Here is a 25,344-nt window from a genome sequence, read left to right on the forward strand (position 1 = left end):
TAATTCACGGGAAACATTTTATAATTTTATCAAATTTTCTGCCGTCGGTTGCGGCCTGTTTTTTAATATGCCTTTTAATCTGGCGCGGCAAAAACGTGTTTATATGATGATATATCTTTGATATAATTATAAAAGGTAAAAAAAAATGGATGAAAAAACAAAAAAAGCCGTAAAAGAGATATTGTGGGACTACAATATCACAGAGGAAGAGTATATTAAAATGCTTGATTCTGAAATCAAGCCCGGAGGATTTGACCGTATCTGGGCAGAGCGCAGGGCTATTGAAGGTATGGGATACTATGATCTGATGGAAATAGTGGGATTACACAGAATAGCCAGGGACTGGGACAGGCTGAAAACCACGCTTAGGAATAAAACCCGGGTAAAGGGGATAGAATATGTCATTCGAAAGTATAGTATACCCGCTGCAGGATAAGGTACTTGCTGTTTTTGAAAAGGCGGGAACGCCTTTTTATCTGACCGGCGGCACAGCGCTTTCAAGGTTTTATTTCAACCACCGCTATTCTGATGATCTTGATTTCTTTGTAAACGATGACCCGAAATTCCATGAGTATTTAAAAATTTTGTTTGAGGCGCTAAAACGCGAAGGCGTGGAGTTCGCGGTGAAGATGAACGATGAAAGATTTGCCAGGATTATTGCGGGAGAGGGTTTAAAGGTGGAATTTGTAAATGATATCCCGTTTTACTTTGGCGAACCTGTAAAGATAAAAGGCGCTCCATATTCCAGGATAGACAATCTGATAAATATTCTTTCCAATAAAATCACCGCGTTTAAGGACAGGGACGAGGCAAAGGATATAATAGACATACGCGAAATAGCAAACAGCATCAAACCTGACTGGAAACTAATTTTTGAAGCGGCAGATTCAAAAGCGGCAGGTGTTTTTCCGCCTGCTATTGCCGAAAAAATGGACGAATTTAACCTTGACCTGCTTGATAATGTAAAATGGATAAAAAAACCGGATAAAACTTTGTTTGCGCAGGATATTCAGAAAATTATTAAAGATATGCTTGAAGTAAAATAAACATTTGTCTGCGTAATTAAAATGGTTTATCTTGTTGATGCTTCCGCAAATATAAAAAACCAATTGTAATTACTGTCATATTTTAATACTATGTTTTTTAAAACAATGCAGGAGATTATTATGAAAAATAACAGGGCGTTAATGTATGTTGTAAGCGTTTTAACAGTTACGTTTTTATATTCAATCACATTCTTTTTTATTCCGCTTAAAGAAATGGGCGAAATATGCCTTTTAAGCGTGCCCGGGCCGCAGGGAAATCCTGTATGCGCCGTGAATTTTTCCCTGGTATTTCTTGGCGTGTATATGTTAATACCCCTTATAGTCACTTTAATTCTGCAGAAAATTGTTTATAAAGAGCCTTTAAAAGAGATAGGCTTTAAATTTAAATGGAGCCCGTGGTATCTTTTTGCGCTCTTTGCCCCTATAGCAATATCATTTCTGTCTTCCGCCGCCGCGCTTATTTTTCCCGGTATATCTCTTACGCCTGACATGAGTGGGATGATTGACCGTTATAAAGATATGCTCTCCCCGGAACAGGTTGAAGCAATGCGGCAGCAGCTGGCAAATGCCGGGCCTTCGGTATTAATTATGAGCATTGTGCAGATGATAGTTGCGGCAGTGACAATTAATGCAGTGTTTGCCCTTGGCGAAGAAGCAGGGTGGAGGGGATTTTTTCTTAAAAATTTACCGTCCATGTCTTTTTATAAGAAGTCCGCGCTTATAGGCGCTGTGTGGGGGTTCTGGCACCTTCCCGTAATCATACAGGGTTATAATTACCCGCAGCACCCGATAGCAGGCGTGTTTATGATGATAGTTTTTTGCGTCTTGTATTCCCCCATCTTCACATATACCGTGGAAAAGACAGGCTCTGTTTTTTCCGCGGCAATTCTGCATGGCGCGATTAACGCGTCCGCGGGCGCCGCGGTTATGTATATAAAAGGCGGGGACGATTTAACAGCGGGTGTAATGGCCTCTTCGGGGTTTATTGTACTTATCACTATAAATGTTTTAATTTATTTTTATGACAAAATCATAAGCAAAGAAAAAATAATAAATAAGGCGTGAAATTAAATGTATTAACAGGGAGAAGAAAATGAAAAGAATTTTATTTGTATTGTCTGCGGTAATTGTTTTTTCTTTAAGTGCTTTTGCGGAAGAATCTGCTGCAACAACTGCGGCTGTTCAGCCGGAAGCGGCAAGTACACCGGTTGCTCCGCAGGGATGGTTAAAGCCCGTTGTAACGGGGGCGGTAAATTTTTCGCAGGCGGGTTTTGACAACTGGGCGGCAGGCGGGGAAAATAACTGGGCATGGACAGCGTCTCTGCTTGCGGGAGAGAATTATGATGTGGAAAAATGGCTTTGGGAAAATACGTTAAAACTGAAGTACGGGATGATTGACACTGACGCGGCAGACCCGAAAAAATCTGACGATGAAATAAGGCTTGATTCCATGCTGCGTTACAGGATGGGAATAAAGCTGGACCCGTTTGTTGCTTTTATGGCGCAGACACAGATGACAGCCGGATATGTATACTCACCGGAAAAAATAGAAGTGTCCGCGTTTATGGACCCGGGTTATCTTAAAGAAAGTATAGGTTTTGTTTATTCACCCATAGAAAATTTAAGTGTAAGAATCGGCGCGGCAATTAAACACACAGTGACGGATAAATACGCGCTTTTATATGCCGGTGGAACCGAAAAGTTTAAAACTGAACCCGGCGCTGAAGCTGTCGCGGATTATACCCTTAAAATCGCGGAAAACATTATTTATGTAACCAAAGCGGAAGCTTTTACCGATTTTAAGGCTTCTGACAGGACAGACCTTTCATGGGATAACACAATCACATTTAAGTTTAACGAATACTTTAATATGGGGTTCAATTTCATGATGAAGTATGACAAGGACGTATCCACAAAGAGGCAGATTAAAGAGTCGCTTACTGCCGGAATCACGTATAACTTTATTTAGGATACAAAACCGCGGAACGCGCGGGAGCGCGTCCCCTACGAAAACAAAAACATAGACTGTAATACAAAAGCCCGGCGCATTAAGCACCGGGCTTTTGTATTGATAACGTTATTTTTTTGTTACTTTTTCTTCTTTGAACATAAATTTTGCCACCAGAAATACAACCCATGCGATTATTAAAAAATTAATAGTGGAGCTAAGCAAAGCTCCCCAGCCTATATTGAACTTCCAGATCATAATCGTGGCTTTTTCCCATTCTCCTCCGGGAATAAGCGCTCCCACCAGCGGCATTATAAGATTGTCTACAAGCGATTTTACAAGTTCAGTTGCCGCGCCGCCCATGATAAAACCTACCGCAAGCCCTATTACCTTGTATTCCTTTAAAAAGTCCTTAAATTCATTGATAAGGCTTACTTTTGCCTTTATAGTTACTTCTTTTTCTGTGTTTGTATTCTGTTCCGCCACCGTACTCCTCCTTATAGTTGAAATTACCCCGCTTTGTAAATACAGTAATACCATAAAACATATATAAAATAAAGTTTAAAAAAACCGCTAAAATCTGCTGTTTTATATTATGCAGCAGGGGCCTGTTTCACCAGTCAATATTGACTTTCCCGCCAGATATGGTATTTTATTAATATCAATTTAGTCCTTATAAAAATCCCGGTAAATAAGGTGCAAGGAGGTATTGTAATGGCGGAAGAAAAAGAAGAAAAGAAAGAAGAAGTAAAAGAAGAACAGCAGGAACCTTCTCTTGAACAGCAGGAAGCGGAACTTGAAAAGAAGATAGATGAAGACAAAAAACTTCTGGCAGAGACCACTGACAAATATCTGCGCGCACTTGCGGAGCTTGATAATTTCAGGAAAAGGGTGGCAAAAGACAAGGAAGATTTTGTAAAATTCGCGAAAGCCGACATAGTAAGGGATTTTCTGCCGGTAATTGACAACCTTGAAAGGGCGGTTGCGTCAGCCAAAGATATTAAAGAGGCAAAACCTTTAAGGCACGGAGTTGAAATGGTTTTAAAGCAGTTTGTGGAAATTTTTAAAAAGCAGGGCGTGGCGGAAATTGAATGCAAAGGAGTGTTTAATCCGGATTTTCACCACGTTGTGCATAAGGAACCCGCGGAAGGAAAAGAAGACGGGGAAATAATTGAAGTGTTTCAGAAAGGGTATATGTTTGAAGACAAGGTCATGAGGCCTGCAATGGTTAAAATAGCGGTAAAAAAATAAGAGCGGGGAAGATTAATGCCACATAAAGATTTATATGAAGTTCTTGGAGTTTCAAAAAATGCCACTGCTGATGAAATAAAATCCGCGTTCAGAAACATGGCCAAAAAGCACCATCCTGACGCGCATCAGGGCGAGAATGAAAAAAAGCAGGCAGAGGAAAAATTCAAGGAATTGGGCAATGCCTATGCCATATTAAGCGACCCTGATAAGCGCAAAAAGTATGACACTTACGGGTTTGACGGTTTAAAAGGTAATCAGGGCGCCGGCCAGTACGGCGGTTTTGAAGACATTTTCACGAATATGGGCGGAATGGGAGACGTATTCGGCGATATGTTCGGCGACATTTTTGGATTTGAATCGGGAAGGCGCGGCGGCCGCGGCAGGTCAAGGCGTGTTGACGGCGATGATCTTCAGGTAAATGCCGCTATGACTTTTGAAGAGGCGGCTTTCGGCAAGAAGGCCTCATTTGATATAAACAGGATGGAAGTCTGCGAAACCTGCAGGGGTGAAGGCATTAAACCGGGTACTTCAAAAAAAACGTGTTCCACGTGCGGCGGGCAGGGCAAAGTAAGGCAGTCTTCCGGATTTTTTTCAATGGTGACCACGTGCCCAAAATGCGGCGGAGAAGGCGAAATAGCGGAAGCTGTCTGTCCGGACTGTAACGGCAAAAGGCTTAAGCAGAAAAAGAAAACTATAGAAGTAAACATTCCGGCAGGCGTAGCCACAGGGTCGTATCTTAAGCTTTCAGGCGAAGGGCATAAAGGGCTGTTTGGCGGCATACCCGGAGATTTATTTGTGGCAGTCAAAGTGGAGCCGCATGAATTATATAAAAGGCAGGATAATGACGTAATACTTGACCTTCCTGTGACAATTACGCAGGCTGTACTTGGCGACCAGATTACAATTCCAACACTATACGGGAAAAAAGAGATAAAAATACCGGAAGGCACTCAGACAGGTGATACCATAAATATAAAGGGCGCGGGTTTTCAATCTTTATCAGGCAGGGGAAAAGGCGATATGCACGTTGTAATAAGGGTGGAAATACCCAGGAACCTTAATTCAAAGTTGAAAGACGCCTTTAAAAATGTTAAATTGATGGACAAGGAAGAATTCTATAATGATGTTAAGCAGTATTCAAAAGCCTCAAAAAAACACCTTGAAAAACAGTAAAGGAGGAATAAATGGGAGCGGAAGAGAAATTTGATGTCATAGTGGTAGGCGGAGGTCCCGCGGGCCTTACAGCCGCTTATGTAATGGCAAAAGCCGGGCTGCAGGTTGTGGTCTTAGAGCGCGGGGATTATTGCGGTTCCAAAAATATGTTCGGCGGAATGTTTTTTACAAACGTGTTAAGGGAATTAATACCTGATTTTGAAAAGGACGCGCCATTAGAAAGGGTTGTCACTAAAAGGCGCTGGTCGCTTTTAACCCCGGACGGCGAAATAGGCGGCGGTTTTAAGTTTTCAAAGTTCGCGCAGCAGCCGCACAATAACAGTTATACGGTATTAAGGGCAAAATTTGATAAATGGTTTTCCGAGAAAACCGAAGAAGCAGGCGCCATGATTCTTACCGGATGCGTGGTGGACGGATTTTTAAGGGACGAAAAAGGAAAAATTAACGGGGTAAAAGCCAGGATGGATGACGGCGACATTTATGCCGACTGTGTTATCCTTGCCGACGGCGTAAATTCCCTTCTTGCAAAGCAGCTTGATATGCACAAGGAACTTGCCCCTGAATGCACCATTGTGGGTATCAAAGAAGTTATTGAATTCCCGGAAGAAAAAATAATGGACCGCTTTGGCTTAAATGACGGTGAAGGCGTGGCTTACGAATATTTTGGATACGCCGCAAAGGGCGCCATTGGGTCCGGTTTTATTTATACAAACAAAAATACAATATCAGTGGGAGTAGGCGGTACAATTAAATCGCTTATGGAACACAAAATTAACCCTAATGACCTGCTGGAATGGTTTAAAAGCCACCCTGCAATTAAGCCGCTTGTAAACGGCGGGGAGCAGAGGGAATACGCCGCGCATTTAATTCCTGACGGCGGTTACAACAAACTTTCAAAATTATATAAGGATAATGTGCTGGTAGTCGGCGATGCCGCGGGTTTTGTAAACGCGTCGCTTTTCCACGAAGGCACAAACCTTGCGATGATGTCCGGAAAACTTGCCGGAGAGACTGTCATAAAAGCAAAAGAGGCAAATGATTTCAGCGAAGCCATGACGGCAAGATACGAACACCGTTTAAGGGAAAGTTTTGTGATGAAAGACATGAAGAAATTCCGCCATCTGGCGCACGTGCTTGATACCACACCGCAGCTGTTTGAAAAGTATCCCGTGATAATGGAAGAATTTGTGCGCGATATGTTTACGGTAGACGGCGAATCCAAGAACGCCAAACAGATGCGCCTTGTAATGAGGCTGTTAAGGAAAGAAAATCCCATCAGCTTCGCATTAACAGGCCTTAAGGGCAGGAGGGTAATCATATGAGCAAATTTACCACAATGGAAGACAAGCTGGGGCTTGATAAATTCACCCTGTTTCATCAGACACATTTAAAAATTAAAGACGGTTTTAAGTCAGGTGAAGCCGCAAAAAAGCTTGTAAACGATAAATTGTTTATCTGTCCGGCAAAGGTTTATACCTTAAACGAAAAGGACGAAGTGGTGGTTTCTTTTGAAAACTGCCTTGAATGCGGCACTTGCAGGGTTGCGGCGCCGGAAGCTGTGGAATGGGAACATCCGCAGGGCGGCCACGGTATTGTATACAGGCTTGGATAGAAAATAAAAAATTCTAAGGCGCCGGAAACGGCGCCTTTTTTTATCCCTGCTGCTGATGCGGCAGGAAAAAGGCGGAAATGATGGCTGAAGAAACTATTTCAAAAGGATATGTCCTGGTACTGGATGTAGGCAACAGCAATATAACGGCAGGCGTATTTTCACAGGATAATCTTCTTTTCAGTTTCCGTCTGCGCACAAATATAAATCTGACAGAAGACCAGTATTACACCCAGATTAAACAGCTGCTGGAAATAAATAAAACCGCTGTATCTGACATAAAAGGCGCCATAGTGGGAAGCGTGGTGCCTGTTATCACTGAAAGTTTTACGGGAATGATAAAAAAATATTTTGGTTTTAAGCCTGTTACCATAGGGCCTAAGACAAAGCTTAACATTAAAAATAAATACCGCAATAAGAACGAGGTCGGCGATGACCGTCTTGCCAACGCGGCAAAAGCCTATAATGTAAACAAGGGCAAAGACACCATAATAATAGACCTGGGAACATCAATAAACTTTGATGTGCTGGATAAAAAAGGTAATTTTCTTGGGGGCGCGATAATGCCGGGGATATATATGTCACTTCACGCCCTGTTTGCCCGCACAGCCAAACTTCCAAAGATAAACCTTAAATATGTGGATATAGGCATAGGAAAAACAACGGAACAGTCAATCACAAGCGGGGTTTTAAACGGCATAATTGGCGGAATAAACGAAACCGTAAAGATGATAAAAAAAGAGATGAAGATAAAAGATGTCACCATAATATTTACCGGCGGAGAGGTAAACCCGCTGGTAATTAAAAGGCTGAATGAAAAGCGCGTTATAAAAGATAGTGATTTTACCTTAAAAGGTTTTAAGCTGATATACGACATGAATGTGCGCAAAAGATAGCGCAGTTTTTATATATTTATATTTAAATTATTGTTTTTTATATAATAAATCTGACGTAAATAGTTATAGTTATTTACGCGCATAAAAATTATTTTAAGGTAATACCCTGTCAATCTTACAAAAAACCTGCTTGACTATAATAAAAGTATCTGTTATAAATTTAACTGGCCAGGGTTGAGTTACTCGTTAGCTCGTAAAACCCCTCTATGTCCCTGGCCTTAAAAAACCCCTAAAAAAACAGCATACAAAAAATGATGTATTTTATATGTGATATAATAGAAAGTGTGAAAGGCAGATGAATTTTTGGGGGAATGATGAAAAAAGCGGCAATAACGGGTTTAATTTTTCTTTTTATGTATATTAATATCTGCGCGCTGGATATACCGTTTTTTTATGAACCCGCGTCAGGCGCCGCGGTATCCGGGGCAAATACCGCCGGCGCGGATGATGAAACCGCGCTTTATTACAATCCCGCAGGTATGGTTTATGTTAAAAAAAATACCATATCAATTGACGGTAAAATAATGAATTATGATTTTTTGGGAGAAACGGCCAAAGAAAACTATTTCAATTCCGGAGTATCCGCAGGCGCTGCATTTAAAGGGTTCGGGTTCAGGGCGGTTTTTACGCAGGCGGGAGACAAACTTACCGTGGATGCGCAGGGAAACAGTTATCTGGAAGACACTTTGCTTTTAACCGGAGGATTCGGGTATGACTTAGGGGCGGTAAAAGCAGGCGCGGCTTTTAATATAATTGCGTTGTCCGGTATAGCCGAAGGCGTGTCGTTTGACGCGGGCATGCTTTTTGAAATAAATGAAAGGGTAAGGACGGGGGTAGCGGTAAAGAATCTTATAAATTCTTCTTTTATATACGTTCTTGATGATTATTCCATACTGTCAAAATGCATGATGCCGGTGTTTGTAAATATTGGTATAAACTTCAGGCCGGTTGATTTTATAAGTTTTAATTTTGATATTGATAATGTTTTTGAAGCACGCTCACGCGTGGAATTAATGTCCGGAGTGCCGGCTGAATATGTTTTTAAACGGCAGTTTAAACTTGGAATTCAGGGAAATGCAGGGGATAATTTTATTATAAAAGCCGGCATCAAGTCCGGTGAGAATAAAAATAACTCTAATCCATTTGAAAACGAATACGCGGTAAGGACTTCTGTTTCCGCGGGTGTGGGTTATGTAAATAATATCCTGAAAGTGGAAATTGTATATTTTAATGATTTTCGGACGGTCAACGGAACAAAAAATCCGGGCGGGTTTATGATAGGTTCGGGGTGGTATTTTTAGATTAATATTTTGTACTTGTAGGGGACGTGCTCCTGCGCGTCCCGCGGTTTAGGATTGTTTTTAATTTGTAAAATTAATAATTGCAAGGCGGAAAGCGCAAATAACATAGAAAAGGCCGGACAGCGCGGGAGCGCTGTCCCTACGAATACAAAGAATAAAAAATATATAGAGAAGGATAATAATGAAAAAAATAAAAAAATATCTCCCATTTGTCACGCTTGCTCTGGCAGCACTGCTTTTTATTATGTATAAAGCGGGGGCAAACCCTTACGCGTTTGGGGCGGTACTTTTTATCTTTGTGATATTTCAGATTGTGATAAGCGTTAAAAGGATGTCTGAAATAAACGCCGGCAGGGAAAGCGATTTAAAATTTGAAAGGGCGGCAAAGATTCTGGGTATTATAGCGGGATTATTGATATATGTTTTTACGGTTTTTGTCCTTGTGTTATTAGGGCTGCTTATGGCTGCTTCCGCGTCAGGCGATGAAGCGCTTATCTGGAATGTTTATGGAATAATATCGGCATTACAAAACGCAAAGTATTACATAACAGGAATCCTTTTTGTTATTTATCTTACGCGGTATTTTGTGCTTGTGTCAGGGTTTAAAACGCTTGATGATACGCAGAAAACCGATAAAGCCGCGTGGATAAAAGCGGAAAAAAGGCGCTCGCTAATTTACGCGGCGTTTATTCTTGCAGTGATGGGGTTGATTTTTTATTTAAGGGCAGCTCCCGGTTCTTTATCGTAGAGGCGCAATATATAGCGCCTCTGTTTTGTTTTTTTTATTGGTTTTGTACCGGTAGCCGCGCCTTTTCCCGGCCGTCGCAGCAATAAAAATACTATGGCGGAGATGACAGGGAGCGGAAGTTAAACAAAAAAATGAAAGAATTAGAACGAGACGCAATATATTGCGCCTCTACGATAAAGGACTAAACCAACTACACGAGCCTTAAAAGGGTGCGGTTATCAATACTGAAATAAAGGGGATAATCAATCGACTTTCAATATGGCAAGGAAGGCTTCCTGCGGGATTTCCACGGAGCCAATCTGTTTCATCCTTTTCTTTCCCTCTTTCTGTTTTTCAAGCAGCTTCCTTTTTCTTGTGATGTCGCCGCCATAGCACTTTGCAAGCACGTCTTTTCTAAGCGCGGGAATTGTTTCCCTGGCTATTATCTGCGCGCCTATGGCGCCCTGTATGGGCACGGGAAACTGCTGGCGGGGTATCGCGTCCTTTAATTTTTCGGTTAAGTCGCGCGCTTTGGCATACGCAAAGTCCGCGTGTGTTATAAATGAAAGCGAATCAACGGGTTCGTGGTTTACAAGAATATCCACGCGGTCAAGGTCGGCCGGCCTGTAATCAAGGATTTCATAGTCCATTGAAGCGTAGCCGCGCGACATTGATTTAAGTTTGTCATAAAAGTCCCAGATTATTTCCGCAAGCGGCATTTCATAGTGAAGTACCGCCCTTGTTGTGGACATGTATTCAGTTGTTTTATACATTCCGCGCTTGCTCTGGCAAAGCTGCATCATGGCGCCTATGTATTCCGGCGGGGTTATGATGGAAAACTTCACAAACGGTTCCTCTATCTTTTCTATCCTGCCGGCTTCCGGCATATCAGAAGGCGCGTCGCAGATAAGCACTTCTTTGGCCGTGGTATAAACTTTGTATTCAACGTTAGGCGCGGTGGCTATAAGGTTTAAATTATATTCGCGTTCAAGCCTTTCCTGAACAATTTCCATGTGCAGCAGCCCTAAAAATCCGCAGCGGTATCCAAAACCAAGCGCTTCCGATGATTCCGACGTGAAGGTAAGGGATGAATCGTTAAGCTGAAGTTTTAAAAGTGCTTCTTTTAATTCCGCGTACTGGTCATTTAAAACAGGGAACAATCCGCAGAATACCATTGGCTTTACTTCCTGATATCCGGGAAGCGGGTCCGCGCAGGGTTTATAAGTGTCTGTTACTGTATCGCCTATTTTTATGTCTTTTAAACTTTTGATTCCCGCCGTGATAAAACCGGTGTTGCCGGCAGTCAGTTCATCTGTTTCCACCATGCCGGGTTTAAAAATTCCAAGGGTGGTAACGTCCCAGTTGGTGCCGCTGGCCATCATATTGATGCGCATGCCTTTTTTTATGGAGCCGTCATAAAGCCTTATGAAAATTATAACGCCTTTGTAATAATCAAACTGCGCGTCCATTACAAGCGCTTTTAAAGGCGCGTTAACATCGCCGGTGGGGGGTTTAATTCTGTCCACTACCGCGTCAAGAATTTCTGTTATGCCAATGCCTTCTTTGGCGCTTGCTTTTATGCATTCTTCGGAAGGGATGGCAAGCAGCTCTTCAAGTTCCATCATTACTTTTTCCGGGTCGGCGGCGGGCATGTCAATTTTGTTGATTACGGGGATTAATGTAAGGTTGTTTCTTACCGCAATGTGGGTATTGGCCATTGTCTGCGCTTCCACGCCCTGCGACGCGTCCACCACTAAAAGCGCGCCTTCAGACGCGATAAGCGACCTGGAAACTTCGTATGTGAAATCAACGTGGCCGGGGGTATCCACAAGGTTTAAGGTGTATTCCTGTCCGTCTTTCACGTAATGTATCTGCACGGCTTTGGCTTTAATAGTTATGCCGCGCTCGCGTTCCAGTTCCATGCTGTCCAGATACTGCGCTTTCATGTTTCTTTTTTCAACGGTATGCGTTTCTTCCAGCAGGCGGTCCGCAAGCGTGGACTTGCCGTGGTCTATGTGCGCGATAATGCTGAAATTTCTTATAAACTTCATATAATCATTTGTCATTTTGTTCTACCTTCACGTATTTATATTCAAAGTAACGTTTCTGTGTCTGCTTATCGCCGTATTGTATCATAAAAGCAATCATCTGCATGTTCTGTTTGCGGCGGTCTATTTTGGCCGCCTGCATATTGATGTTAAAAGTCCTTATTTCGCCCGGAGCAAGGTAAAAGGACTGGTCTATGGCGTCGCTCATTGCAAGGTTGGCAATTCTCATCGGTTTCATCACGTAATTACCGCCGGTCTTGGAATTGTTTTTAATGTTTATTTCCATGGTAAACGGGGTATTAAGTTTTACTTCGTCCGGGGCGTCCCAGGTTACAGTAAAAGGGAAATACCCCTGTTTTTTTCTTAAATAAGTAAAAGACGCCGCGCCTGTTATGCCCCATTCAAGGGATGAATACGGACCGCTTGTACTTAAAAACGCGCGCGTTAAATCGTGCCAGAAAAGGCCAAGGCTTGGGTTTACGCCTATAAGCCTGTCCACTAAAAGCTGCTGCCTTAAAAAGTGTTCATCAGGTCCGGATGGGTCATAAGTTTTTCCAAGAAGGTTCCAGTCCACGCACTGGCCTGCCACAAGGGATGTTTTGCCCCTGCTTAAATAATTACGCCAGTCTGTAATCATCATGGGGTAGGTGAGTTTATCAATTGAATAGTACATTGCGGCGGTCATGTCAATTCCCGCGTCTATAAACATAAGGGGGTCCTGCCCGTGCTGCCGGCCCTGTTCCCAGGTAAGGGTGAAAGCCCACATGGGTTTTGTAATTTTTGCTTTTTCGCGTATGTAGATTATTATCTGTGACATTTTATGGGCGCGCCACCACTGCCACATTTCTATGACCGACCTGTTTTTTTCTTTTTCTATTTTTCTGCCAAGCCACAGCATGCGGTCTTCTTCGGTAAGCGTGTACCAGCCGTATGGCACGCCGCGAACCGGCATGTCGCTTACAAATTCAGACGCGTATTCATAGCCGCCAAAGTCCGTCCTTACATAGTCAAGGCCCACGTAATCCACGTTGGGATTGCTGTTCATTTTTTTAAGCAGGGCCGCAATGTCATCGTGCCTGTTTTTATCTTTAATGGAAACGTAGATAAGTTTTCTTAATGTATCATTTTCTTTGTCATAACCTGTTGTATGGGCATATGGCGACAAATCCTGCCTGTTGCCTAAAAGCACAAAACTTGTTATCCATGTGCCGTATTTTATGTTGTGCCTGTGCAGTTCTTCGCCAACTTCACCCATCTGGCGCACGGATTTCTGGTCCCAGGGGAATTCTTCGCTGTTAACCGCGTTTGGTTTGTCCCATATCTGGCTCTGGCCCACGCAGTGCCACATTGCGTCCGCGCCCATGAATTTTGACCACAGCACGTAATTTTCCCATACCTTTACGGCCCTGCCGCCCACCCCAGGAACGCGGCGTATGATGCTGTCGCCCGGTTCTATGTTCATAACGGAAAAACCTTTTGGCAGTTCAGGCGCTGTGCGGCCTTTTATTTTAAATGCCGCGTTACCCGCGTGTTTTTTTGAACCGTCTTTTAAAAGCACCATAGCCCTGTATTCGCCAAGTTTGGGGTTAAACGGAATGGGCCATTTGCCGGTAAACTTTTTTGTGGCTCTGTTATACGAAAGGTTAATTACAGTGGTTTTTCCCACCGTGGTCACAAGGGCGTTGTTATGAAAAATTTTAGCGGTGCATTCCATATTGGAAAAAGACGGCTGTTTTTTCTTTTTAAAAGAAGGAATAATGGAAGCAGCGGGCGGTTCAAATTCACATATTAGCGTGACAATCTCATAGCGCCAGTATTCCGGCTTATCGGTTGAAACTTTTAAGTTGGCACCGTGTATGCTTGAAAAAATTGCAAATAAAGGTATAATTAACAGCAAGCGTTTTTTCATAAACATCCTTTTAGTATAATTTGGTGCCGTCTTTCAAAAGAGAATTATATATAGTTATAATGGCAAGGTCAAGCATAAAAGGGGATTATAATAATGAAGAAAGAAAAACAGCTGTCTGTATGCGAATTGTTCGAGGATCTGGAAGGCGAAGGCAGGTTTCAGGGCTATCCCACGTTTTTTATAAGGCTGGCGGAATGCAACCTGCGCTGCAAGTGGTGTGATACAAAGGAAAGTTATGCCGCGGGCAGGCTGTACAGCGCGACAAAACTTGCAAAAATGGCGTCTGACAGCGGCTGCTGTAACATAAGCATAACAGGCGGGGAGCCTCTTTTGCAGAAAAGCGGGGTAAAGGTTTTAATTAAAGCGCTGCGCAGGAAATGCCCGGGTAAAAGAATAACGGTGGAAACCAACGGGTCTATTTCTGTCGCGGGGATTAACGCCGATAATATAAGCATGGACATAAAACTTTTGTCGTCCGGAATGAGCCAGAAAATGATGCTTTCCAATCTTAAACTGTTAAAACCGAAAGATCAGGTTAAGCTTGTGGCGGGTTCAATTGCGGATTTAAGATACGCGCAGGCAGTTTTAAAAAAATATAAGACAAAGGCGGAAATAATAGCGCAGCCGGTTTTTGGAAGGATAAAGTTTTCTGCCATAAGGGAGTTTATTCTGCGCCGCTGTTTGAAATGGCGCGCAATGGTGCAGCTGCATAAGATGAAGTAGTTTAGATGCTTAGATGCTTGGAAGGTTGGATGCTTAGAGGCTTAGAAGCTTGGAGGCTTAGAAACTTGGATGCTCGGTTTAGATATGGTAGACGCGGGTCTTTAGCCCGCGCGCTCTTGTTCTTATAATTGTATTTGCCAAGCCTCCAAACATCAAAGCATCCATGCATCCGTCCTTTGAATTTGTATGCCAAACCTCCAAACATCAAAGCATCCATGCATCCGTCCTTTGAATTTGTATGCCAAGCCTCCAAACATCAAAGCATCCATGCATCCGTCCTTTGAATTTGTATGCCAAGCCTCCAAACATCTAAGCATCCAAGCATCTGAGCCTCCGTCTCTCGTATTTGTCCTTAAAATATGTTATCATTCTGATTATGAAAAAAACCATCATACTATTCTCGCTTACAGTTATTATATCGTCCGCGGTATACGCGGATGTGTCAAGAGCCGCATATTTACTGACAGGCTTAAGCCCGCGCCAGGCGGCGCTGGGCAGCGGTGTTTCTTCCGCGCTTAATTCATCATCCGCGTTGAATATAAATCCCGCGTGCGCGTCAGGTGTAACTGCAGTGGAAGTTTCCGCTTCGCAAGCGCTGATGCCGCTTGGTATAAGCGGAAGAATGCTTACAGGGGCGATGTTATTTGATTTTGGGGTAATTGCGGCGCAGTATCAGGGGTATAATTTTGGTTCTATAGAAGCGCTTGAAGCCGACCAATTTGGCAGGCCTGTTATTACCGGGGATGTCCTTGAATTAAGTTCAGATGTGTTTACAATTGCGTACGCCAAAAAAACCGGAAACCTGGGGATAGGCGCGGCTATTAAAGGCGTCTTTGAAAAAATAGGAAAAGAATCCGTTTTCGGCGCGGCCGATATAGGCATCACGTACAGCGATATTTTAAACGGCAGGATGGGGATAAGCATAAACAATATAGGCAAAAACGAAGAAGGAGCGATGCTGCCGCTTGCGGCAAGATGCGCTTTTGCCTGGAAAATCAGGGATAACGAAAAAGAGCTTCTTGATATAATGACAGGCGTTTATTACCTGAAAAATGAAAGTTATTTTGAAGGGCAGCTTGGATTGGAATTTAAACCGCTGGAAGTTTTAAGTTTAAGGGCGGGGGCGTCAATTAACCAGGATACGGAAATGAATTTTTCCGCAGGCCTTGGAATAAAGTACGGCGATATGTCGCTGGATTATTCTTACTCTCCCGGCGCTGTACTTGGCGACACGCACAGGATAGGTATTAATGCCGTATCTTTCGGCGCGGAAGATAAAAAAGAAGAAGGCGGGGAGACCAAGGCAATACGCGAGCCCGCGCAGAACTTTACCGAATACATGAAAAGCGGGGATTATTATTTCCGCGTGAAAAAATATTCGCAGGCTGTTAAATTTTACGAACGTATTAATGTTTTGTACTGGAAAGATCTTGATTCCATGAAGGATAATGAAAAATCGGCGTTTTATCAGAGAGTGGGTCTTTGCTATTACAACCTGCGCGATAACAGAAATTCCGCGCAGTATTTTGAAAAGGCGCTGTTTTATTCGCCTGATAATGAAGTGCTTAAGTACTGGCTGAAACTGGTGAAATGATGAAAAAAATAGTGTTTATAACAGCGTTTGTATTTGCGTGCTCCGTTTTTGCGTATGCGATAACAGACACAGAAACGCCCACAGTGACAGAAACTTCCACAGAGACCGTGACTGAAACCGTAACTGACACGGTTACACAGACAACAACAGAAACTGTAACAGAGACAGTTACTGAAACCGCGACGCACACTTCCACAAGTTCGGTGTTACAGACAGAAACTGCAACAGAAACTGTAACTGAAACCGCGACACACACTTCTACAAGCTCGGTGTCGCAGACAAATACTTTAACCGCAACCGGCACTTTAACAAGCACAGTGACTTTGACGGTTACGGCGACGATAACAAATACAATAACAAAAACTGTAACTTTAACTCCCGTGCCATTTACTCCGACTATAACACCCACAATTACCATCACTGCCACGCCTTTTCTTACGCCGGCGGTGGAAGGCTATAATTTTGAAATTTTAAACGGTAAGATATATCCAAATCCCGCGTCAAACAACGCTCCCATTTACGCGCTCTTTAAATTTACAGGCAGCGCCAAAGTCACGCTTCAGATATATTCCGCTGACGGAAGAAAAGTAAAAGAGGAAACAAAAGATGTCAGTCCGGGCGAGCAGCGCATCACATTCTCCGCTCCCAACCTTGCCCCCGGTATTTGGTTCACGCGGTTTGTGACGGTTGAAAGCGGCAGGACAGTAAACGGTAAGTTAAGAAAACTTGTAATTGTAAAACCATAACTATTTGGTAATATGTTTTTTTTCGTACCACAAATTTGTAGTATTGAAAAAACAGCTCGGTTTAGATTTGGTAGACGCGGGTCTTTAGCCCGCGGTAGTTGTCTTTACTTTAGATCCTATGCACATCCGTTTCTCCGACATACAAAGTTTGACAATACAAGTTATTTCTTGTATATATATCAATGTGTTCAGAGAGAAGAAATAAGGAGGGTAAAAAATGAAAACAAAAAAGGCCGGCGTTTATACCGACGATAAAATTTATGAGAAACGCAAAAAAGAACATCGGAAAAGTTCTGAATACAGGGAAACGTATGAAGAAGAAAGGCTGTCGTATATGGTGGCGGAGGAAATAAAGGAACTTAGGGGTAAAAAACATTACACACAAAAACAGCTTGCAGAAAAAGCGGGTGTCAAACAGCAGGAAATATCAAGGGTGGAAAAAGGCGGCCAGAATATAACTATTGGACTGCTTAATAAAATCGCGAATGGAATGGGCAAAAAAATAAAGATATCCATAATTTAATCCGGGGGTTAAAAATGGAACAGCAGATATTAAAACAGGAAAAGCCACGGTATTCCAATGCACTACCTTTATGGCACATGGTAGCGCTGTCAATTGCCACATTCGGGATATATCAGATATACTGGTTTTATAAAAACTGGAAACAGTTAAAAGTTCATCATAACCTTGATATAAGACCGGGTTGGAGGACAGTGGGGCTTTTTGTGCCTATATGGGGGCTTATACTTACTTACAGGCAGTTTGACGATATCAGGGGGCACGCGGAAAATTCCGGCATTGAAAAACTTTTTTTACCGGGATGGATGCTTGTACAGTATATTGTGCTGACAGCGCTGTGGAGGCTGCCTGACCCTTACTGGTTATTAACGTTTTTTTCCATTGCGCCTTTGACAATAGTACAGGAAACGCTTAATGAATACTGGAAAAAAGAACAGCCGGAATTTGCTGTAAAAACAACTCTTTCCGGCGGGCAGATAGCAGTTTTAATAATAGGCGGGATATTATTTCTTCTTTCTCTTGTAGGCCTTTTCGCGGGGGAATAAGTTTTAATCGGCAGATGTCCGGGTATAATTAATTATACCCGAGTATAAAATATTATACTTCTAACAAGAAATCTGTTTTAAGCGTATTCTTTATAAACCTTTTCTACTGTCTGTCTTGTAATTGCCCTCCCGTGAGATGGCAGAAAAATTTTGCAGTTTGTATCCAGTAGTTTTTTCCAGCTTTTTATAAGCACGCGCCTGTCCATTACATACGGTACCATTGCCTGCCCGGGATACACGTTAAACATCGCGTCGCCGACCGCTGCTATTTCATCATCAACAATTACGCTTATTGAACCGGGGGTGTGGCCGGGGGTGTGCATTACCGTAATTCCGCCCCCTGCGTTGTATACATCATCAATAATAATATCGGGTATCACAGGCGGATAATTCTCGTCTTCAACTGTAAATGTACCTTTAACCGGTTTATCTTCCGGGTTTACCCCGGCTTTTAAGTGCTCTGCTTCGGCGCGGTGAATAAGTACTTTAGCGTAAAAATGCGCTTTAAGCCTTGAAGTGTTTTCCGCGTGGTCATAATGCGCGTGGGTTAAAGCGATAACAGAAGGCGCAGCACCGGTTTTTTTTATTTTTAAAAGCAGATTGTCATACATATAACCCATACCGGCATCCACAAGAAGGGTGGCGCCCTGTGATTCCACAAGAAAAATATTATTTCTGCCGGACACCACAAGTGTGATTTTAGAGCCTTTGTTTGTAATCCATTTTGAAGGCATAAGCTTTCCTCTCATATGTAATAGGATATTTATTATAGCATATTTGGATGGTTAGACGCTTGGACGCTTGGAAGGTTATAAAAACGGATGCTTAGAAGGTTGGATGCTTGGAGGATTGGCAAGATCTGGTTGTAACTAGCATGCACAGCGGAAATACCCGGCTTGCGCGAATTTTAAGTGTAAGTGTTAGGAAACAATTTATTTAGTTTTTATAATTGTCTTTACCGAGCATCTAAACATCTAAGCATCAAAGCATCTGCTTTAAAAAGCTTCCGTCCCTCTGTCCCTCCGTGCATCCGACCCTCTGGTTTATAAGCTAAGCATCCAAATATAAAATACTGCAAAATAATCAACAATAATACAATTCAATTGACTTTTGTAATGCCAAGTGGTAATTTGAACTTAATTAGGTTATGGGATTTCAGGCTGACACAGGGCGGTTAGAGCGAATTCATGAAATTTAAAATGGAAATCATCAAAAAAATATTTTTGATACTATTCTGCGCTTTCATTCCCGCCGGGATTTTCAGCTACAGTTACTCCACCACCGTGGAGTGGATAAATATGTCCTGCACAGTCAATGAATCATATGGCAGCTGTACTTTAAAATGCAGATTCTGCGGCGCTGTAATTGCGACAGTCACTTCAAATACAACATCAGTTAACCCAAACGACTATATGCACTGCTGTCCGGGAATGGTAAATGCGTACTTTCCGGGATGCACGTGCGCTGGCAATATGATAGACTGCAGCCGCAGCGGTGCAGGCGGAAGTGTTAATGCCGCAAGCGACACTTACGGTACCGGTTTTTTTACCCCTAATTCACAGGATGAAACAAAAAACTGGTTAATGTCAAATGAGAAAAAGTGGGAAGTTTTAAAAAGAGTATCGCTTGAATACGGGTTTGATAATCCTGAAAATTATATTATGTCATACGGCGACAAGATGACTTCCAGGGATTACTGGCTGGGAAAGATGCTTACGGCGTATAACAAGTTTCACAAACCTGATGAAAATAATACTAAAGGCAAATCTGAAAGGGCAACACCTGTGCCTGTAAAACCCGCGCCTGCAACCCCGCGCGTAAATCCATGCAATGACCCCAATGTGGTCTGTCTGGATGACGGGCAGGACACAGTTGACCCCGCGCTGTTTAAATCTTATGACCCGAAAAAATCTTTCAGCGAACGCCTTGCAGGGCGCGTGCCTGCGGTGATTGACGAAAAAAGGTGCAATACGTTAAGCGGTGATGAATACAATTCCGCTATGGCACAGGCGGAAAAAGCAGAAGGAAAATCCGGCAAAGACGCGGGCGTACTTAAATTCCTGGCTGATGACATGTATTCCAAAGTGGAAGGAAAAGTAACGGACGCGGGCACAGATGCTTTTATGGATGCCATATCCGGCGGAAATGAAAAGATAAAAGACGGGCTGGGCGCTGCTGTGGAAGTTTACGGTATATATGACAACATTAAAAATCTTGATAACGCGGCAAAGCAGGGTAATGAAGCCCTTGGTACAGAGATGAATAATCAGCTTGTGGGATACCTGTCAGGCAAGATGAAAGGTATTCAAGGAGAAGTGTCTAAAATGAGCATAAATATAATTAAAAATTATACAACCAACCTTACGGAAAATGTAATGCAGGGGCTTAAAAAAGCGGGCGACATAGCGACAAACCCGAATTATACGCAGAGTGATATAAATGAATTATTTAATAACAACGGGCAGTAACAAAAAATAAAAGAGGACAAAATGAAACGTATTTTAACAGCCGCGTTTGTATTGTTTGTGTTATCTGTCTGTTCTTACGGCGCGGATAATAAACCAAACCTTTTAAAAAACGCGGCTGTGCTTCTGCCGCCTGCAAGCAAAGTAAAATTTAACTGGATTATACCGCCTGCAGAAAGTAAAAACACAGGCGCGGGATTAATTTTCAAAATGGACGGCAGCGGTAATCTATGGCTTGGCCGCGGCGGTAAATATGTGCTTAACCCAAATAAAAATTACATGTTTGGTATTGATCAGCAGTACGATGATTTTATGTTAACGGCAAAAGGCGCGTTGTATTTTGCCGCAAAGGGTTATATTGGTTACATCCCGCCGGTGAAAGAAAAAGGCACTGATACGGGTATTCACCCTTTTCAGCCGATTGCAAAACTTCCGGTAAATGAATGCAGGCTTTTTGCGGGCACGGGCAGTGTCATATATATAACAGGAAAGAATCCGGCCAACGGGCGGTATGAAGTGTTTACCGCGTCCGGTGAGGGCGCATCTGATGATAAAATGAAAATGGTTTACAAAAAACTCTTCTCCGCAGCCAATAAAATATCCGCGGCAGCGGGAGACGGCAAAATCACATTTATTGCAATGGATAAACTTGTGGTGTCATCAGTTACAGGGCTTGATAAAACAGAAGGTGTTTTTAAACATTCAAAAGAAGCAGTAACCGGGCTTGCGTATGATGTCAATGCCGGGCTTTTTTACTGCACTGCAAAAGGCGTGGGGTATGCGGGTAAAAATAACTCAACGGAATTTTTAGCCGTTTCCAATCCGTCTATTGCAGTGTCCGGCGGAAAATTATACATATATATTCCGGAAGAAACCGCTGTGCTTCAGGTTGACAATATTTCAGACTTCAAAGGATACGCGCGTAAATGAAAAAAACTTATTTTCTTATATCAGCGGCTCTGGTGTGTTTGTTTATCGGCGCCGCCGTATATGCCAAACCGCTTCCGGAATTTAATCCCGGTGACTGCGGCGGCTGGAAAATAAAATACAAAACAGCTCCCGCGTCAATGCCGTGGTCTTCAGCGGACCGTATTGCAGGGGCAAGGGATTTTTTAATTCAGGGCGACATCATAAATTCCATCAATTATTACAAGGCGCTTAAAGATTCCGGCGAATGGTTAAAAATAAGGCCGGAATACGCAATGGCGCTTGGCGCGGGCGGAATGTATGAACCCGCGGTAAATTTTCTTGATACTGACAGGCAGGAAGAACCATACGGCGCCGCGGCATATTTTTACGCGGGCTGGGTTTTTCACCTTGCGGGCTACCGCGATATTGGAAAGGATATGTGGAAAACGGCGCAGAACGGCGGCGGCTATCATGCTTATATGGCAAAAGATGTTCTTAACGCGGCAAACCCTGAAAAATTATACTGCGCGGGAAAACCCGGCGCGGATAAACCGCTGCCCCGTTACGTAAAATCCGCGGAACCTGATACCGCGGACGCTCGCGAAAGTTTAAAAACAGCGCTTATGTATTATTCCGAAAAAAAATATTTTTCCGCGGCGTACGTTTTTAGAAAAATGGCGGAAAAATACCCAGGCTGGGCAATAGCATACATGGGGTGCTCCCTTGCGCTGGAAGGCGCGGGCGCTTTTGATTCCGCGCGCGCATCCGCGGAAGCCGCGCAGACCATAACCGGGCTTAGCAAAGCTGATGGTGATAAAGTAAGCCAGAGGGTAAAAGAACTTGGGCAGTTAAAACAGAGCGATAAAGAAGCGTGGATGCGCGATAAAAATCCCGAACTTGAAACACCGGGTGTTAAAGACACATACGTTGTAAGTTTTGGCGGCGCCAATATGGGCTTTGGCGGCGGCGGTGATTTTTCACTGGCGCTTTCCGGCAGGCTTGGAATAATGGTATTAAAAGAAATGGAAGTATCACTTGGCGCGGGTTTTGACACATTAGCGGGATTAAATTTAAACGTGGGCGCCACGTATAGATATTTCATTGATGAAAATTACAGTTTAAATCCGGGCACGGCGGTAATCTTTGGCGTGTCAGGCAGCGGCCTTTCAATTTCCATTGCGTTAAACGGCGGATTTTCCTGGTATCTTGATAAAAAATCAAGCAGCGCGGATATAATATTATCACTTAATAAAACTCTGGCAAGCGATGAACCTTCGGTATCCGTTTACGTCGGCACTACGAGGTACTTTTAATGGCATCTATATATAAAAAAATAATTCTTGCCGCGGTTTTTATTTTTTTATCAATACCCGCGTTTGCCGCGCCGCTGGATAATTTTAAGCGGTCTGATATTTATTCAGGCGGCATGTTTAATTCCGCGTCCGTAAAAACCGGCGCAATTCTTCTTCTGGATGTGTCAGAAAAATTTAACCTTGAAAATGAAAGCACGCGCAGGACAATAATAAAAGCGGCAGTTGAAGAATGGAGAAATAATAATAAAGGAAACGCCTGCATGGTATCGGTATCCGGCGGGGATTTGGTTTCAGAACTGTGGTCTGTAAACGAAAACGGGAAAATTCAAAAAACAGAAGAATGGGGCGCGGGCGCAAAAAGCGAAAGCAGCAGCGACTTCTTCTTATCGGGCAATCTTATGGGCAGCGTCGGCACAGCGTCTATAAACCTGTACGCCGGCACGTACTTTTTTAATAATGTAATGGACGCGTCAGTCAGTTTAAATATACTGGAAAATTCAGTGGGGCTGGGGCTTTATACAAGGGGGCACTGGTTTGTCTCGCAGACGCTTGATTTAAACGCGGGGCTGCAGGTAAACAATGTAGGCAACTTTGATAATATGGACTTATCGCTTATCCTTGGCGCAAGTAATTTTATAGGGTATAAAACAAGCCTTGATTTCACCTGTTCTATTTCCACAAGCGGGCGCGTTGCGCTGGGTACGGGTATTACTTTTCATCAGAAAGCCGGAAGCGCCGCGGTGCCGTTTGACGTCACGCCGTCGGCAAATATTAAAACAGCAAAATCAAATTTAAAATCTTCGTATACACCGGCTGCAACTGCCACACCCGAAAACACAGTGGTGATTTTACCCACAGAGACAATGACACCCACAGCGGCGGATACATATACGCCGGTGCCGACACCTACACAGACTGCGGTTCCTTCACCTGCAGTACAGCTGACAGCCGTGCCAAAGCAGGAAACAGAGCAGGAAATGAAAGACAGATTAAAAAAAGAAATACTGGAAGAGTTAAGAAAAGAAAAGGGAATTGAACAGCCAAAAGAAAAAGCCAAAGCTGATACAGAAGATGAAAAAGACGGATTCTATATGGAAATAGACACATTGGCGCTGGCAAGAATAATAGAAGGCAGTCACGCGCAGAAAGATTTAGATATAAAAATGGGCTGGGGTGACTGCGGACTTTTTGGAATAAGTACGTGGATGGATTTTATCATGTATAACGACGAAGGGCTTGACGGCATGTTCTGGGGAGTTAAAATTGCGGCGGATTTTTATCCGCTGTGGAATATTAATCCTTCTTTCAGCTCGCCGGCGGGATTATATGTGGGGCCTGTGTTAGGCGGCGGCTACGGAAGATTTAATCAGTATTACGGGCCTGGCGGCGGACAGGACGATGAAGAAGGAGAGACAGGCGAGGTGTTTGGTTTTTCAGTAGGGTGTGAGCTTGGATACAGGCTTTCACTTGGCGGATTTTTGATTGATGCCGGCGCGGAGTACGCGCATAATGTAAGAATGTACGCGTTTGATTCGCTGGATTCAGATGATATTATTTACAGGTTACAGATAGGCTGGATGTGGAGTTCATGCGGGGGTATTAAATGAAAAAATTATTCATAATATCAGCTGCCGCGGTTATATTGCTTCTGGCGCTTGTCACAGGGTGTGCTGAAAGAAGCAATCCGTTTCTGCCGTATATAGTGCCGACGCCTGCTGCAAACTGCGATAACGCGCAGAGTATTGGGACAAAGATGGGGGATATTCAGTATTATAAAGTGACGCGTGACCTTGTGTGGGTAAGCAGGCATCAGGCAAATAATTCAGGAACGGTTACAAGCATAAGCATAAAATCCGCGGATGGCGGCGATGTGAAAGTCGGGTTATATAACGGCAGTGGTCTTATGTCGCAGTCTGAAATTGTAAGGATAGATAAAGGCTGGAATTTAATTGCCATACCCGCAGCACAGATTTATTCAGGCGGGATTTATGGTATTGCTGTTAAGGTTTTTGGGGATATGAATCTTTTTTCAATAGCGGAAGGCGATAGCTCTCTGCCTGCGGCTCCTTTGCTGGAAATTTATTCAAGTACCGGCGACAGTCTTCCCGCGTCTCTTGGCACGCGCCAGGAATATCGCACCACCACGCTTTTCATCTACGCGGACTACTGCCCGTTTTAAAAATAGATGCTTAGAGGTTTGGATGGTTGGATGCTTGGTTTTTTGTCATGGTAGGCGCGTCCCTTTAGGGCGCGGCAGTTGTTCTGTATGTTTGGTTTTATTTCGTCCCTCCGTGCATCCGACCCTCAGGTTTACTTATGGGATATGGGTTATACGGTTATGGGATAGGTATTTAGATCTGGTAGACGCGGGTCTTTAGCCCGCGGCAGTTTATTTGCAGGTCTTAATGTTTGATTTTACTTCCGTTCCTCCGTGCATCCGTCCCTCTGGTTTATAAGCCAAGCCTCCAAACATCTAAGCGTCCAAGCATCTGTTTCACCGTCCATCTGTTTCACCGTCCCTCGGGTTTGTATAATGATACTGTCAAGTATTGTGTGTAATTAAAAAGATTCATAAAAGGGGTTCTCTCCTGTAGTTGCCAGATTTCTTTCTAAAATAAGCA

25 protein-coding genes are annotated in these 25,344 nt (G+C 43.3%); 21 read left to right on the plus strand and 4 right to left on the minus strand.

Features of this window, described 5'->3' with window-relative positions; genetic code table 11:
• Positions 1-145: 145 nt before the first annotated feature.
• From JXR81_05275 to JXR81_05290, 4 genes are all read left to right on the plus strand, one after another.
• A complete protein-coding gene (locus tag JXR81_05275; GenBank protein ID MBN2754262.1) occupies positions 146-436 on the plus strand; it encodes a hypothetical protein in 291 nt (96 codons plus the stop codon).
• Complete coding sequence (locus tag JXR81_05280; protein MBN2754263.1) at positions 399-1,046, plus strand: nucleotidyl transferase AbiEii/AbiGii toxin family protein; 648 nt, start codon at positions 399-401, stop codon at positions 1,044-1,046. The genes JXR81_05275 and JXR81_05280 overlap by 38 nt, the downstream gene beginning before the upstream one ends.
• Before the next feature lie 120 nt (positions 1,047-1,166).
• Complete coding sequence (locus JXR81_05285; protein ID MBN2754264.1) at positions 1,167-2,111, plus strand: CPBP family intramembrane metalloprotease; 945 nt, start codon at positions 1,167-1,169, stop codon at positions 2,109-2,111.
• Between the two features lie 28 nt (positions 2,112-2,139).
• A complete protein-coding gene (locus JXR81_05290) occupies positions 2,140-3,015 on the plus strand; it encodes a DUF3078 domain-containing protein (protein ID MBN2754265.1) in 876 nt (291 codons plus the stop codon).
• A gap of 108 nt (positions 3,016-3,123) precedes the next feature.
• Here the strand turns inward: JXR81_05290 and JXR81_05295 are convergent, their stop codons facing one another.
• The gene (locus JXR81_05295) at positions 3,124-3,534 is read right to left on the minus strand and encodes an MscL family protein (protein MBN2754266.1); all 411 of its coding nucleotides are present in this window, start codon (positions 3,532-3,534) and stop codon (positions 3,124-3,126) included.
• A 174-nt stretch (positions 3,535-3,708) separates the two neighbouring features.
• Between JXR81_05295 and grpE the strand changes: the two genes are divergently transcribed.
• The 7 genes from grpE (at position 3,709) to JXR81_05330 (ending at position 9,972) form a co-directional block, all read left to right on the plus strand.
• Positions 3,709-4,245 carry a nucleotide exchange factor GrpE gene (gene grpE, locus JXR81_05300; GenBank protein ID MBN2754267.1) on the plus strand — a complete coding sequence of 179 codons (537 nt, stop codon included), beginning with the start codon at positions 3,709-3,711 and terminating at the stop codon, positions 4,243-4,245.
• Positions 4,246-4,260: 15 nt separating this feature from the next.
• Positions 4,261-5,418 (plus strand): molecular chaperone DnaJ, encoded by a 1,158-nt coding sequence (dnaJ, locus tag JXR81_05305; GenBank protein ID MBN2754268.1) that lies wholly within the window; start codon positions 4,261-4,263, stop codon positions 5,416-5,418.
• An 11-nt stretch (positions 5,419-5,429) separates the two neighbouring features.
• The gene (locus JXR81_05310; GenBank protein MBN2754269.1) at positions 5,430-6,740 is read left to right on the plus strand and encodes an FAD-dependent oxidoreductase; all 1,311 of its coding nucleotides are present in this window, start codon (positions 5,430-5,432) and stop codon (positions 6,738-6,740) included.
• Positions 6,737-7,030 carry a 4Fe-4S dicluster domain-containing protein gene (locus tag JXR81_05315; GenBank protein MBN2754270.1) on the plus strand — a complete coding sequence of 98 codons (294 nt, stop codon included), beginning with the start codon at positions 6,737-6,739 and terminating at the stop codon, positions 7,028-7,030. The genes JXR81_05310 and JXR81_05315 overlap by 4 nt, the downstream gene beginning before the upstream one ends.
• A gap of 80 nt (positions 7,031-7,110) precedes the next feature.
• On the plus strand, positions 7,111-7,923 hold the full coding sequence (locus JXR81_05320) for a type III pantothenate kinase (protein MBN2754271.1): 813 nt from the start codon (positions 7,111-7,113) through the stop codon (positions 7,921-7,923).
• Between the two features lie 314 nt (positions 7,924-8,237).
• Positions 8,238-9,224 carry a hypothetical protein gene (locus JXR81_05325; GenBank protein ID MBN2754272.1) on the plus strand — a complete coding sequence of 329 codons (987 nt, stop codon included), beginning with the start codon at positions 8,238-8,240 and terminating at the stop codon, positions 9,222-9,224.
• A gap of 181 nt (positions 9,225-9,405) precedes the next feature.
• Complete coding sequence (locus tag JXR81_05330; GenBank protein ID MBN2754273.1) at positions 9,406-9,972, plus strand: hypothetical protein; 567 nt, start codon at positions 9,406-9,408, stop codon at positions 9,970-9,972.
• Between the two features lie 242 nt (positions 9,973-10,214).
• On the opposite strand, the gene lepA is transcribed toward JXR81_05330, so the two are convergent.
• Together lepA and JXR81_05340 are read right to left on the minus strand one after the other, a co-directional pair.
• Positions 10,215-12,017, minus strand: a complete 1,803-nt coding sequence (lepA, locus tag JXR81_05335) for an elongation factor 4 (protein MBN2754274.1) — start codon at positions 12,015-12,017, stop codon at positions 10,215-10,217.
• On the minus strand, positions 12,007-13,908 hold the full coding sequence (locus JXR81_05340) for a hypothetical protein (protein MBN2754275.1): 1,902 nt from the start codon (positions 13,906-13,908) through the stop codon (positions 12,007-12,009). The genes lepA and JXR81_05340 overlap by 11 nt, the downstream gene beginning before the upstream one ends.
• 93 nt (positions 13,909-14,001) lie before the next feature.
• Between JXR81_05340 and JXR81_05345 the strand changes: the two genes are divergently transcribed.
• The 5 genes from JXR81_05345 to JXR81_05365 all read left to right on the plus strand — a co-directional run bounded on the left by JXR81_05345 (position 14,002) and on the right by JXR81_05365 (position 18,036).
• Positions 14,002-14,631, plus strand: a complete 630-nt coding sequence (locus tag JXR81_05345; GenBank protein MBN2754276.1) for a radical SAM protein — start codon at positions 14,002-14,004, stop codon at positions 14,629-14,631.
• Positions 14,632-15,007: 376 nt separating this feature from the next.
• Positions 15,008-16,225, plus strand: coding sequence for a hypothetical protein (locus JXR81_05350; GenBank protein MBN2754277.1), 1,218 nt, complete (start codon positions 15,008-15,010; stop codon positions 16,223-16,225).
• Positions 16,222-16,971, plus strand: a complete 750-nt coding sequence (locus JXR81_05355; GenBank protein MBN2754278.1) for a T9SS type A sorting domain-containing protein — start codon at positions 16,222-16,224, stop codon at positions 16,969-16,971. The genes JXR81_05350 and JXR81_05355 overlap by 4 nt, the downstream gene beginning before the upstream one ends.
• Positions 16,972-17,188: 217 nt before the next feature.
• Entirely contained in the window at positions 17,189-17,494 is a 306-nt protein-coding gene (locus JXR81_05360) for a helix-turn-helix transcriptional regulator (GenBank protein ID MBN2754279.1), read from the plus strand.
• Positions 17,495-17,508: 14 nt separating this feature from the next.
• Positions 17,509-18,036, plus strand: coding sequence for a DUF4234 domain-containing protein (locus JXR81_05365; protein ID MBN2754280.1), 528 nt, complete (start codon positions 17,509-17,511; stop codon positions 18,034-18,036).
• Positions 18,037-18,113: 77 nt separating this feature from the next.
• Here JXR81_05365 and JXR81_05370 read toward each other — a convergent pair whose 3' ends face one another.
• Positions 18,114-18,785 (minus strand): MBL fold metallo-hydrolase, encoded by a 672-nt coding sequence (locus tag JXR81_05370; GenBank protein ID MBN2754281.1) that lies wholly within the window; start codon positions 18,783-18,785, stop codon positions 18,114-18,116.
• Positions 18,786-19,223: 438 nt separating this feature from the next.
• Between JXR81_05370 and JXR81_05375 the strand changes: the two genes are divergently transcribed.
• The 5 genes from JXR81_05375 to JXR81_05395 are packed head-to-tail and all read left to right on the plus strand — an operon-like array spanning position 19,224 to position 24,902.
• Positions 19,224-20,504, plus strand: coding sequence for a hypothetical protein (locus JXR81_05375; GenBank protein MBN2754282.1), 1,281 nt, complete (start codon positions 19,224-19,226; stop codon positions 20,502-20,504).
• A 21-nt stretch (positions 20,505-20,525) separates the two neighbouring features.
• Entirely contained in the window at positions 20,526-21,431 is a 906-nt protein-coding gene (locus JXR81_05380; protein MBN2754283.1) for a hypothetical protein, read from the plus strand.
• On the plus strand, positions 21,428-22,723 hold the full coding sequence (locus JXR81_05385; protein ID MBN2754284.1) for a hypothetical protein: 1,296 nt from the start codon (positions 21,428-21,430) through the stop codon (positions 22,721-22,723). The genes JXR81_05380 and JXR81_05385 overlap by 4 nt, the downstream gene beginning before the upstream one ends.
• Entirely contained in the window at positions 22,723-24,330 is a 1,608-nt protein-coding gene (locus tag JXR81_05390; GenBank protein MBN2754285.1) for a hypothetical protein, read from the plus strand. Before JXR81_05385 ends, JXR81_05390 begins: the two co-directional genes overlap by 1 nt.
• On the plus strand, positions 24,327-24,902 hold the full coding sequence (locus JXR81_05395) for a hypothetical protein (GenBank protein MBN2754286.1): 576 nt from the start codon (positions 24,327-24,329) through the stop codon (positions 24,900-24,902). Before JXR81_05390 ends, JXR81_05395 begins: the two co-directional genes overlap by 4 nt.
• Positions 24,903-25,344 lie beyond the last annotated feature (442 nt).

The sequence above is a fragment of the Candidatus Goldiibacteriota bacterium genome (genome assembly GCA_016937715.1).
Classification (GTDB): Bacteria; Oederibacteriota; PGYV01; order PGYV01; family PGYV01; genus PGYV01.